Source organism: Salipaludibacillus sp. CF4.18, from assembly GCF_051262595.1.
In the GTDB taxonomy this organism is placed as follows: domain Bacteria; phylum Bacillota; class Bacilli; order Bacillales; family Salisediminibacteriaceae; genus Salipaludibacillus; species Salipaludibacillus neizhouensis.
On sequence record NZ_JBIMEV010000018.1, the window covers coordinates 64,725 to 76,384 of the forward strand.

The window sequence follows — 11,660 nt, forward strand, 5'->3', positions numbered from 1 at the left end:
TCGAGGAGACTGATTATATGAAAAGTAAAAAATTAGTTTTATTAATTATTACCACATTAATTTTGTTGGGAACTGTTATACCAGTTTCAGCTGCCTCAGAAAATAGTAATAATTCAAGTAACCCTAAAAACAAAAAAATACAACTTGAAGCTACCTCCCTGGATGGTATCGCAAAACCTAATATCGATATCACACTCGGCAACAACCTACCAATGAATGGTTATTTCACTGATAATGTCACGGTAGGTGATGATACCCGTACAGTCAAGATTTATGTTGCTCCAGATACAACAGTCCGCGATTACTTTACTGTCATCGCCACTCCTGAAGGAATGACCACTGAAGAGTTTCTTAAGAAAAGTGACTGGTTAGATGTTGCAGATAAAAAATCAGAAGGCCTGTTCATTCTTGAGCCGGGAGAAAGTGGCTGGGGAACTGTTGAAGAAGAACTTGCTTATATAAATGAAGCCTTCAAAGTGTTCAGGGATACTACTTATTACAACACCTTTGGACTATTCTATCTGGCAGGTTACGGTAATGGTGGTACTGCACTCCAAGCCTGGGCCATGGAAAACCCTCTTTTTGTGATCAGTTCAGCCTTTATTCAAACGGAAGATCTCGATACGGAATTTATAGAAGAGACTGGTTCAAAAACATTCAATGAAAATGAAAACATCTCTTATAACGAAGTTCCTGTACCAACTTGGTTTGTGAACGATGATTTGAATTCTGTTGAGAACGTTGTTGACTACTGGAAACTAGCCAATGATACTGTTGATTCAGTCAAAGGCTCATCAAATGGTTTAATGGAAAGTACTGTTTTTATGCAGGATAATGATTCTGATAGCATCGTGACCTCCTATAGTGATGTCCTCTCCAAAGTTGCGGTTTTAGAGCGAAGTGGCAATAGTGTTTATACGAAAGGCTTCACTAAGAAAGTATATGATTTCCTTTCTTACTACACCCGTTATGATAGCACCACCATCAACGGTAATGTATTAGGTGTTAGGCCTGATTATGAGGAGATAGGTGTAGAAATCAAGCAAATGAACCTTGATGGCTACAACCGTGAGTATCTAGTATACGTGCCTGATTCTGCCCCTGAAGAAGATATTCCTGTTGTTTTTGTACTTGCAGGAAACACGCAAACAGCCCGAGTATTCTTTGACGCTAGCCATTGGTGGGAAGTCGCAGATGAGAATGGTTTTATGCTCGTTTTACCGAGTGAACAATACTCTTCATCTACTGAAGTGACTTGGAATATCAACCATAATACAAATATGCAAGATGACTTTGTATTTCTAGAAGAAGTCATTAATCAAATTGATAAAGATTACAATATTGACCCTGGAAAACGGTATCTTACTGGTCAATCTCTAGGCTCTATGTTCGCCAACTATGCAACTGCAGTAATGCCGGAATACTTCACCGCTTTTGGTTCTACCTCAGGCCCGCTTATGCGATCTGTTGAGGGTAAAACTGACAAAGTTCCATTTTACCTATTCTTTGGTGAGGGTGACATTTGGAGCTGGGATCACACACAAGACGGAAGAACAAAGGATACAGTGGAATACTGGCTTGATAGAAACGACCTAGGCGTGATTGATGATGCCGTTGTGACCACAAAAGACAGATACACAACTTACACTTGGTACGATGAAAATGACACTCCGATGTACAAATACACGCAGACTAAAGACAGAGCCCATAACTTTATCGTATCTGAAGTATGGGAATTGTGGGACGAATGGTTCTCTCATTGGGAAATGGACGATGAAGGAGTTCGTCATTACATCAATAATGATTAATTAGCAAGGTTATTCGGGGGAATTTACCCTTGAATAGGAAAAGAAATTCTGTAGAAGAAAGAATTAATAGAACAGACTCACAGAACCCTTTTGCTTACTCTATGACTTAGTAAGGTGGCCCTTTGGAGACTATTTCTCCTTAGGGCTTTCTCTTGCCAACGTTCTTTACGAAACAATAGGAGGATTTTATGAATATTTTTGATGAACCAAAAATTGATTGTCATAATCACATCTTTGATCCAGAGCGGTTTCCTTATGCTGATGACGTTTTTTATCGGCCTTCTGGTCAAGAAATTAGTACAGCCGACCAGTTTTTACAAGTCTTTGAAGCTTATGGTCTCAAATATTCATTAGTTGTCGGTCCTAATTCTGGATATGGTACTGATAACCGCTGTCTGATAGATGCCATTGCTAGAAGTGGGGGACGCTTTAAAGGAATTGCGGTTGTTGATAACGATGTGGAATTTGCTGAATTACAGTCTCTCAAAGCTGATGGAATAATTGGAATTGCCTTCAACGTCACTCACTATGGGGTGGATTATTACATAAACTCCGCGAAGCTACTAGAGAAACTCGTAGAACTAGACCTGTTTTTGCAAGTGCAGGTTCAGGGTGATGAACTTGTATCTTTGATGCCTTTACTGAAGGAATCAAGTGTACGTATTTTGATCGACCATTCCGGACGGCCTTTACCGGATAGAGGTCTTGATCAACCAGGTTTTAAAGAATTACTTGAACTGGGCAAAAGTGGGCGAGGCACTGTAAAGTTATCAGGTTTTATAAAATTTTCTCAAGAACCTTATCCTTATACTGACACATGGCCGTTTATCCAGGCCTTAGTTGATTCTTTTACTCTCGATGCCTGCATTTGGGGATCAGATTGGCCTTTCCTACGAGCTTCAGAACGAGTAGACTACGGGACGTTACTAAAGCTTGTTGAAAAAATCTTCCCCGATGCTGCAGACCGCCGAAAGTTATTTTGGGAGACACCATACCGATTATTTAATTTCGGTAATTGAATTTCTCATAATAATTTTATAAAAAAAGTTAATGAAAAGCCGATTCTTCCACCAGGAAATATCGGCTTTTCATTAACTTTATCTCACATAAACGTTAATATTTCGTCTTGCACGTTTTGAACACTTTCAAAACAAGTTCTCCTTAACATAATCAACAGGCATCTTGTAACCCGTAAATAGTTCAAATGATTTAGAACCTGCCCACAACATCATTCCCAATCCATTCAAAGTCTTACACCCAGCTGATTCTGCCTGTTCAAGTAATCTTGTTTTTCGCGGATTGTAAATCACATCTGATACAACTAGATCAGGGCGCAACCAAGAAGTGTCAGGAACCAGACTCTGCCCCTCTAAAGGTTTCATTCCAACACCCGTTGCATTTGTTAAAATATCACTGCCAGCGATTTCCTCTTTCAACTTATTTAAATCTTCTAGTTTATATACATTTACTTTACACTTTGTTTTCTCATTTATGATATTCGCTATTTCGATAGCTTTAGAATAAGGAGATATATCACGATTAAACAAGGATATTTCAGCAATTCCATCCAGCGCCGTTTGAATCGCAACTGCCGTAGCAGCACCACCAGCTCCCATCAAGGTCATTTTTTTACCAACAAAATTAAAATCGACTTCCGTTAATGATCTCGTATAACCAATACCATCTGTATTATATCCAATTAGTTTACCACTCTCATTAACAACAGTGTTTACTGCCCCAATAAACTCAGCCTCTGGAGATATTTCATCCAAAAGAGGAAGGATTTTTGTTTTATTAGGCATAGATACGTTGAATCCTCCTACATTCAAAGCACGCATCCCCGTAACTGCATCATCCAACTGATCGTTCCCAACTTCAAAAGCAATATAAGCGAAATTTAACCCCATTTTTCGATATGCCATATTATGCATAACCGGAGCTAAAGAATGACCAATGGGTGTAGCAATGAGTCCAATCAACTTTGTTCTACCATCAATACGTTCAAGATCAGACATTTCATTATCCTCCTTTAATTAGATCGATCTAATATCATAATGTTACAATGAAAATAACTTTTGTTCAATGTCGCCTTTAAATTTCCCGAATATTTTGCGTACTAGATTTGAGATTAAGAGGAAATAAGACATTTATACTGCTGCAAAAAAAGGTTGTGGCAACAAGTCAATATAGACTTTTGCCACAACCTTTTTTAATTATGAATGTATTAATCGGAACCCAAGCTTTATTTTAGCAGACTGCTCTAAAGTTTTTCCTATACCATATCTGACTGCAAATAGTGCCACAATAGTTTCGTTGTCTCTTCAATCGAAGACTGATGTGTTCGCTCATACGCATGAGAGGAATCAATTCCAGGTCCAATAAGTCCATGAACAATATCGTTTCCTGCCCGTATCGCTGCTGATGCATCGGAACCGTAATACGGATAAATGTCGACCTTATATCCAATACCGTTTTCTTTCGCTAAGGCTACCAAACGTTTCCGCAACTCAAAGTGATAAGGTCCGCTCGCATCTTTTGCACAAATAGAGACGGTGTATTCGTCTGTCGTTTGACCATCCCCCATCGCTCCCATATCGACTGCTAAATATTCGACCGTTTCTGGGGGGATATTTGAATTACCTCCATAACCTATTTCTTCGTTATTTGAAATCAGGAACTGGGTCGTATAAGGTAATTCTGTCTGATCTGTTTTAATTTGTTTGATTAATTGTAATAAAATCCCGACACTCGCTTTATCATCCAAATGTCTTGATTTAATAAATCCGCTTGGTAAGATTTGCGCACGCGGATCGAAGGAAACAAAGTCACCGATCTCAATACCCAGTGCGTGAACATCCTCTTCATTGTGAACTATTTCATCGATTCTTACTTCCATATTTGCTTGATTTCGTTTGGCTTCACCGGCATCTTTATATACATGCACAGAAGTTTGATGCATTAAAATTGTACCACTATACTTTTTACCGGAAGACGTTTCAATTTGACAGTACTCCCCTTCGATCGCATTGAATTTAAAACCCCCGATCAAATCAAGCTTTAGTCTGCCACTTGGTTTTATCTCTTTCACGATCGCTCCAAGTGTATCAACATGAGCCGTCAGCATACGCTGTTCCGCGGTTTCCTTCCCTGGAATCGTTGCGATTAATCCTCCCTTTCGATTGCGTGTTGTTGTGACTTGCAAATCTTTTAAGAAATTTTCAACATATGTAATAACTTCATTTGTATGTCCAGAAGGACTAGGAATTTCCACCAATTCCTTGATTAACTCCATTGTCTTCATGATGTTCGGATAACTCATTGTACCTTCTCCAATCGATTGATGTTCTAGTTCCTTCCATTATAGCAAACCTGAAGCTAAGGTTCACTGCAGGCATTAAGATTGAATCATCCGAAGCTTCAGCACCTTCCAATATATGGGGGGGGCAAACCCCTTTTTTAATCTCTTTTATTTTTGTTTGTGATTAAAATCACAACCTTGGGTGATATACACATGATACTATTTTATTGAAAGCAGTTATCAATTAGAAAACGACATCTATAAGAGGTGATTATTCCTATGAAGGAAATTTCGTTGAGAACATCCATTTTAGAATTATGTACAGCTCACCCTGATTTGATAAATATTATGAGAGACATAGGTTTCGTCAATATTACCAAGCCCGGAATGATTCAATCAGCCGGAAGAATCATGACTATCTCCAAAGGATGCCGAGCAATGGGGTTTTCGGTGGAAAAGGTTAGTAAACAGTTAGAGCAACAAGGATTTAAATTGACGGATTAAAGGGGGAGAAATCATGAGTGAAATAATCAACAACCGTGAAATGGATTCGCTGGAAAAAACGGAGCGACAAGCGTTATTGAAAGATATTATCAAAGAACTGCATGACGGAAAAAATATTGAAGAAGTAAGAGCTAGGTTTGAGAAGGCAACTGATCATATAAGTGTCAGTGAAATTTCACAAATGGAGCAGTCTTTAATGGAAGAAGAAGGCATTTCCGTGGAAGAAGTTCAACGGTTGTGTTCCGTGCATACCGCTGTATTTAAAGTATCCATTGAAGAGATTCACGCAGCAAATGAGCCTCAACTTCAGAAAGGACATCCTGTTCACACTTTTTTCCAAGAGAATAAAGAAATTGATCGACACGTTAATTTCAGACTAAAGTTACATCGGGATCAATATGAGAAAAGACATTTAGAAGAAGAGGTTATTTCTAAACTACTCACGGATTTGACCGAACTTCTAGAGATAGATAACCATTATAGTCGAAAAGAAAACCTCCTATTTCCCTACTTGGAAAGATACGGGATATTTGGTCCCACAAAAGTAATGTGGGGAGTAGATGACCGAATTCGTGCCACGATAAAGACAACGAAAACCCAGTTAATCGAAGATCCTTTGAACACATCTGAGATACTCCCATTGCTGGATGAAATCATCCACGAAGTATCTGAAATGATTTACAAGGAGGAAAATATCCTTCTTCCAATGGCTGTCGAAAAACTTACCGAGGACGAGTGGCTAAAGATTGAAAAAGAAGGTGATGTGATTGGGTATACATTCATTGAATCTCCAGCCCCTTGGCAGCCTGAACGAGCCGATTTAACTGCTGATGCATTTATGAAAGAAGGTGTCATTCAGCTGGAAACCGGGATCTTATCCGTGGAACAACTAGAGTTGATGATGAATCATCTTCCGGTTGATATTACGATGATTGATGAAAATGATGTGGTCCGTTATTTTTCACACGGGAAGGAACGCGTTTTTCATCGCACTAAATCAGTCATTGGTCGAACTGTTCAAAATTGTCACCCTCCGCAGAGTGCCCATATAGTGAATGCACTTCTCGATGATTTTAAATCTGGCAAAAAAGATTTGGAAGACTTTTGGATTCCATTAAAAGATAAATTTGTTTTGATCCGTTATTTCGCTATTCGTAATGAACAAGGTGAATACAAAGGAACTGTGGAATTTACTCAAAACATCAAGCCAATTCAAGAGATTACAGGGCAAAAACGGTTAATGTCTTAACAAACATTTCTAGAAGACTTGGAGAGTTTCTATATTTCAGAATGTGGTTTTAAAATTTTATTCGAGGAGGATTTTAGTATGGCACAAACAATAGAAGATAAGGTTTATGAAGCGTTAGGGGAAGTACTTGATCCGGAAATACAGATGGATGTTGTCAATTTAGGATTAATTTACGATGTGAAAATCGAGGATAAGAATGAGGCTCACATTAAAATGACACTTACTTCCATGGGATGCCCAATGGCTGGACAAATCATCAGTACAATGAAAGCAGTAGTGCTAAATTCTGTCGAAGAGATTGATCATGTCGAGGTTGAGGTAGTCTGGAGCCCGGTTTGGGGCAAAGATAAAATGTCCCGATACGCAAAAATCGCGTTGGGAGTCACTGGATGACAAATAAAATACATTGCATCAAAGGACACTGAAAAAGTAAACATTGACTTTTTCAGTGTCCTTTTCTATTAGGGGTCAGACCCGCCATAAATTTCCAGCAGTTTAAGTTACTTATTGATACTTTTTTAACATTCTCAAAGTTTATTCTATGTCAAAATATATGTTAGAGGGTTTTATCCTTTATTCATGTTTATGTGAACTTTTATCAAAATACTCGAAGAATACCGTGGAAAGCGTCAGGCTGGAGCGATTTGCAGTACTTATCCTTTGAAGTAAAACAACTGGTTTTTTAAATTATGTAAGCGCTCTATATGAATTCTTTATTATCTCCAAAATAAAAACTACACTGAGGAGGATACTCAATTGTTAAACTTAGAAATAACTAATTTAACGAAGGATTCTGTATCATTGAGTTGGTCAGCTCACGAGGAAGCAGATGTATATCGCATTTATTGGGCAGACAAGAACACGGAAAAGATGAGGTACAAGCATATAGAAACAACCACTGGTACTTCCTATACCTTTAAACGATCCACACATAAAAAGCATTACTTTAAAGTTGCTGCGGTCATAAATGAGAAAGAGGAAGAGATCTCTGAAACAGTTGTTTCTGATACGAAGAACGAATTCAACATCCAACTTGAAAATTTGGATCGTGGATTGGTTGCCGTTCCACAATCGCAAGGGATTTTCTTGAGCTGGAGGCTGTTGGGCCATGAAGTTACAGGATTTTCCGGGAATGGAATGACAGGGGCCGATTTCAACGTTTACCGTGATGGTAAAAAGATTGCTCTCGTCAAAAAGAGTACAAACTTTTTAGACGTGGATGGTTCCTCAGCAGCAGAGTACTCTGTAGCTGCTGTTGTAGATGGTGAGGAGCTTGACTTATCTGATACCGTTACTCCTTGGGAAGAGGATTATTACGATCTCCCCCTGCAAAAACCAGCTGACGGAGTCACTCCAGCCGGAGAAAAATATACGTACCATGCAAATGATATGAGTGTTGGAGATGTTAATGGTGATGGTCAATACGAGTTCATTGTAAAGTGGGATCCTTCTAATTCAAAAGATGTCTCCCAGGTTGGATACACCGGTAACACCTATATTGATACATACACATTGGACGGAACACTTTTATACAGAATTGATTTAGGTGTGAATATCCGGTCAGGTGCCCATTACACTCAATTTCTAGTTTATGACTTTGATGGAGATGGTCGAGCAGAGCTAATGTTCAAGACAGCTCCCGGAACAAAGATTATCCATTTCGATAAAAGTGGCGAGATTAGTACCGAACAATATATTACCATCTCGGAAATAGATAAAGAAGCCGGATACAGTCATGACGATGATTATCGGATGAGTAATGAAGACTATCTCGAATATTTGACGACCTTGTTTATGGGGTGGCATACACACGAAGAAGTTGTTCGCGGCCAATGGCCTGAAAAACTAGAAAACTGTTTTGGAATAGAGGAAAAGTATGAGTACCCTTTATCTCGAGAAGATGCTGAGACTCTAGTAAAATACTTCATAGATGAGTATGCACCAAGCCGAAGTGAATATAACCAACTTCGCAGTTTTGAAGGATTTATTCTTGAAGGGCCGGAGTATTTAACCGTATTCGATGGGGAAACTGCGGAAGAATTAGACACTATTCATTATAAACCTGGCCGTCATGATGACGGACTCATGTGGGGGGACTATGCATTGGCACGGATTGAGCCCGGTAACAGAGTAGATCGTTTCCTTGCTGGAGTTGCTTACCTTGATGGAGAGCATCCATCTGCCATTTTTGCGCGAGGCTATTATACTCGTACAACTCTCGTATCCTATGACTGGGATGGTGAATCGTTGCATGAGAGATGGTATATGGATAGTGGCTGGACTCCAATGGATAATTCATTTCATGCTAATCCGCATGGTGTTGATGGAACCGATGAATTGTATAATAGTATTACTACGCAAGGGGCACACTCATTAAGTATTGCTGACGTAGATGGGGATGGAAAACACGAAATCATCTATGGCGGGGCAACGATTGATCATGATGGCTCATTACTCTACAGTTCACGGGATACAATGCCCGAGGAAAGTGCGGCGCCTGGTACAATTGCAAAACTTGGTCATGGTGATGCACTGCACGTAGCCGATATTATTCCAGATAAACCCGGGCTTGAGATTTTCATGGTCTTTGAAGGTGGATCCTGGGCTCCTTACGGATATGCCTTACGAGATGCCGAATCCGGGGACGTCCTTTATGGTGGATACACCGGAGAAGACACGGGACGCGGAATGATCGGAGATGTGGATCCTAATAACCGTGGGCTTGAAACATGGGGCGAAGGTTTGTGGACAGCAGATGGCAAGTTTATTAGCGATGCTATGCCTGGTACAAATATGAATATCAAATGGTCCCCGAATATGACAACACAAATCGTGAATGGTTCAATAGATGAAACACCCACCATAGATGATTGGCAGAATGGAACTGTACTTACCACAGAAAATACACGGGCGAATAACGGCACGAAGGGGAATCCCTCATTAGTTGCAGATATTTTTGGTGATTGGCGAGAAGAACTTCTCGTACGTAAAACAGATAGTTCGGCGATTCGTATCTATTTAAACACCGAAGAAACCGACCAGAAGCTTTACACCTTAATGCACGATGCACAGTACCGCACTGGAATTGCTTGGCAAAATGTCACGTACAATCAGCCGTCTTACCCCAGCTTTTACTTTGCATCAGATACAGATTGGGAATACGTACCTGTTCCTAACGCCCACTATCCAGGAAAAACACAGCGTTAAAAATCATAAATTAATAAAAATGAATCACTAAAAACCAGGTCCAATAAAGGATCTGGTTTTTTCATTGGACTAGCGAAACGTCCTCCTTGAGAAAATTCGAGAACCTTTATTCTAGGTAATATTTAATCTTACAGAAAAACACCATTGATGAATATAACAATGTTAATATTTTGTATTAACTGGAAGTCGAACTAGTATATTGACATCCTATCTGTCAATACTTTATACTGAACCATAGAAATAGTATGTATAGCAACTAATTAGTTTAATGGGGGATTCCTTTGAAATTATCTTTTCAAGACTATATTAGTATAAAGATACATCAGACAGATTTGGACCTGACAAGTTATATTAAGTCAAAATTAGAACCTTATAACCTGGCACCAGAGCAAAATTTAGTCATGATGTTACTTTGGGAAAAAGACGGTTTAACCCAAAATCAATTAGCCAAAGCACTCAATAAAGACAAAACTAATATTGCGAGAATGGTTTCTAACCTTGAGGGTAAAGGTTTTCTAAACAGAAGTAAGTGTCCGAACGATCAACGTTCGATGGAAATATATCTTACTTCCTGCGGAAAAGAATTAGGGAATCAAGTCATTCCAATTTTAGAAAACTTTAATAAAGTGGTGTGTAAAGGTATTTCAACAGAAGAACTTAAAGAGATGGAAAGATTACTTCATTTAATGAATCATAACATAACGTCTCGACAATAATTTGATCAAAGTTTTGATCTTTTTTAGTTGCTATAACAACTTTTTTAAAATGGGCTCTGTTATTGTTTCGTGGGATTTTGAAATAGTATCGCTGGCGTCCTTCGGGAGTCTTGCGGATTTCCCTCAAATCAATCATAAAATTTAATAGATCCAAAAATTAATCGGAGGTTTTTATTCATGGCAAAGGTTTTATTTATTAAAGCAAATTCACGACCAATTGAACAATCAGTAAGTGTGAAATTGTATCACACATTCCTAGATAACTTTAAGAAGGCTAACCCGGAAGATACAATTACTGAACTTGATTTATTTGAGGAAAATCTTCCTTATTATGATACAGATAAAATTAACGGTATGTTTAAACTAGCTAACGGTATGGAGTTAACGCCATCTGAAAAAGCAGCATCAGATACCGTCTCTAAATATTTAAACCAGTTCCTAGAAGCTGATAAAGTTGTTTTTGCTTTCCCACTTTGGAATTTCACTGTACCAGCTGTGTTACACACGTACTTTGACTATTTAGCGCAAGCTGGAAAAGTGTTCCGTTATACAGCAGAAGGTCCTGTAGGATTACTTCCTGATAAAAAAGTCGTTCTCTTAAATGCACGTGGAGGCGTCTATTCTGAAGGTCCAGCTCAATCCGCTGAGATGGCAGTAAACTATGTGAAAACTATGTTAGGATTCTGGGGCGTAAAGGACATTTCAACCGTTATTGTTGAAGGTCACAATCAGTTCCCTGACCGCGCAGAAGAAATTACAAATAACGGTATTACAGAAGCAGAAAAATTAGCACTAACTTTTTAAGCTTCTATGTTAAATTATATAAAAAAGCTATCAACGAGAGACGTTGATAGCTTTTTTGTTTTGAACAGGAAATA

Annotated in this window: 10 protein-coding genes; 8 read left to right on the forward strand and 2 right to left on the reverse strand. The window is 38.8% G+C overall.

Going from position 1 to position 11,660, the window contains the following annotated elements:
* Positions 1–17 precede the first annotated feature (17 nt).
* Positions 18–1,808 carry an alpha/beta hydrolase family esterase gene (locus tag ACHABW_RS12835; protein ID WP_435755681.1) on the forward strand — a complete coding sequence of 597 codons (1,791 nt, stop codon included), beginning with the start codon at positions 18–20 and terminating at the stop codon, positions 1,806–1,808.
* A gap of 188 nt (positions 1,809–1,996) precedes the next feature.
* Positions 1,997–2,827 carry an amidohydrolase family protein gene (locus ACHABW_RS12840; protein WP_435755682.1) on the forward strand — a complete coding sequence of 277 codons (831 nt, stop codon included), beginning with the start codon at positions 1,997–1,999 and terminating at the stop codon, positions 2,825–2,827.
* A 126-nt stretch (positions 2,828–2,953) separates the two neighbouring features.
* Here the strand turns inward: ACHABW_RS12840 and ACHABW_RS12845 are convergent, their stop codons facing one another.
* On the reverse strand, positions 2,954–3,823 hold the full coding sequence (locus tag ACHABW_RS12845; RefSeq protein ID WP_435755683.1) for a shikimate dehydrogenase: 870 nt from the start codon (positions 3,821–3,823) through the stop codon (positions 2,954–2,956).
* 257 nt (positions 3,824–4,080) lie between these two features.
* Positions 4,081–5,127 (reverse strand): M42 family metallopeptidase, encoded by a 1,047-nt coding sequence (locus ACHABW_RS12850; RefSeq protein ID WP_435755684.1) that lies wholly within the window; start codon positions 5,125–5,127, stop codon positions 4,081–4,083.
* Positions 5,128–5,385: 258 nt separating this feature from the next.
* On the opposite strand from ACHABW_RS12850, the gene ACHABW_RS12855 reads away from it, so the two are divergent.
* The 6 genes from ACHABW_RS12855 to ACHABW_RS12880 all read left to right on the forward strand — a co-directional run bounded on the left by ACHABW_RS12855 (position 5,386) and on the right by ACHABW_RS12880 (position 11,586).
* A complete protein-coding gene (locus ACHABW_RS12855) occupies positions 5,386–5,610 on the forward strand; it encodes a DUF1858 domain-containing protein (protein WP_435755685.1) in 225 nt (74 codons plus the stop codon).
* A gap of 13 nt (positions 5,611–5,623) precedes the next feature.
* A complete protein-coding gene (locus ACHABW_RS12860; RefSeq protein ID WP_435755686.1) occupies positions 5,624–6,859 on the forward strand; it encodes a DUF438 domain-containing protein in 1,236 nt (411 codons plus the stop codon).
* A gap of 78 nt (positions 6,860–6,937) precedes the next feature.
* Positions 6,938–7,252 (forward strand): metal-sulfur cluster assembly factor, encoded by a 315-nt coding sequence (locus tag ACHABW_RS12865; protein WP_435755687.1) that lies wholly within the window; start codon positions 6,938–6,940, stop codon positions 7,250–7,252.
* A gap of 363 nt (positions 7,253–7,615) precedes the next feature.
* Positions 7,616–10,066: a rhamnogalacturonan lyase gene (locus ACHABW_RS12870; protein WP_435755688.1), complete on the forward strand. Its 2,451-nt coding sequence runs from the start codon at positions 7,616–7,618 to the stop codon at positions 10,064–10,066.
* 281 nt (positions 10,067–10,347) lie between these two features.
* Positions 10,348–10,782: a MarR family winged helix-turn-helix transcriptional regulator gene (locus ACHABW_RS12875; RefSeq protein WP_435755689.1), complete on the forward strand. Its 435-nt coding sequence runs from the start codon at positions 10,348–10,350 to the stop codon at positions 10,780–10,782.
* A gap of 177 nt (positions 10,783–10,959) precedes the next feature.
* Positions 10,960–11,586: an FMN-dependent NADH-azoreductase gene (locus tag ACHABW_RS12880; RefSeq protein WP_435755690.1), complete on the forward strand. Its 627-nt coding sequence runs from the start codon at positions 10,960–10,962 to the stop codon at positions 11,584–11,586.
* The last annotated feature ends 74 nt before the right edge of the window (positions 11,587–11,660 follow it).

Bases quoted from the DNA above. Each gene is read 5' to 3' on its own strand.
- ACHABW_RS12865 (WP_435755687.1), top strand. From the start codon at position 6,938: ATGGCACAAACAATAGAAGATAAGGTTTATGAAGCGTTAGGGGAAGTA.
- ACHABW_RS12855 (WP_435755685.1), top strand. From the start codon at position 5,386: ATGAAGGAAATTTCGTTGAGAACATCCATTTTAGAATTATGTACAGCT.
- ACHABW_RS12880 (WP_435755690.1), top strand. From the start codon at position 10,960: ATGGCAAAGGTTTTATTTATTAAAGCAAATTCACGACCAATTGAACAA.
- ACHABW_RS12845 (WP_435755683.1), bottom strand. From the start codon at position 3,823: ATGTCTGATCTTGAACGTATTGATGGTAGAACAAAGTTGATTGGACTC.
- ACHABW_RS12840 (WP_435755682.1), top strand. From the start codon at position 1,997: ATGAATATTTTTGATGAACCAAAAATTGATTGTCATAATCACATCTTT.
- ACHABW_RS12835 (WP_435755681.1), top strand. From the start codon at position 18: ATGAAAAGTAAAAAATTAGTTTTATTAATTATTACCACATTAATTTTG.
- ACHABW_RS12850 (WP_435755684.1), bottom strand. From the start codon at position 5,127: ATGAGTTATCCGAACATCATGAAGACAATGGAGTTAATCAAGGAATTG.
- ACHABW_RS12860 (WP_435755686.1), top strand. From the start codon at position 5,624: ATGAGTGAAATAATCAACAACCGTGAAATGGATTCGCTGGAAAAAACG.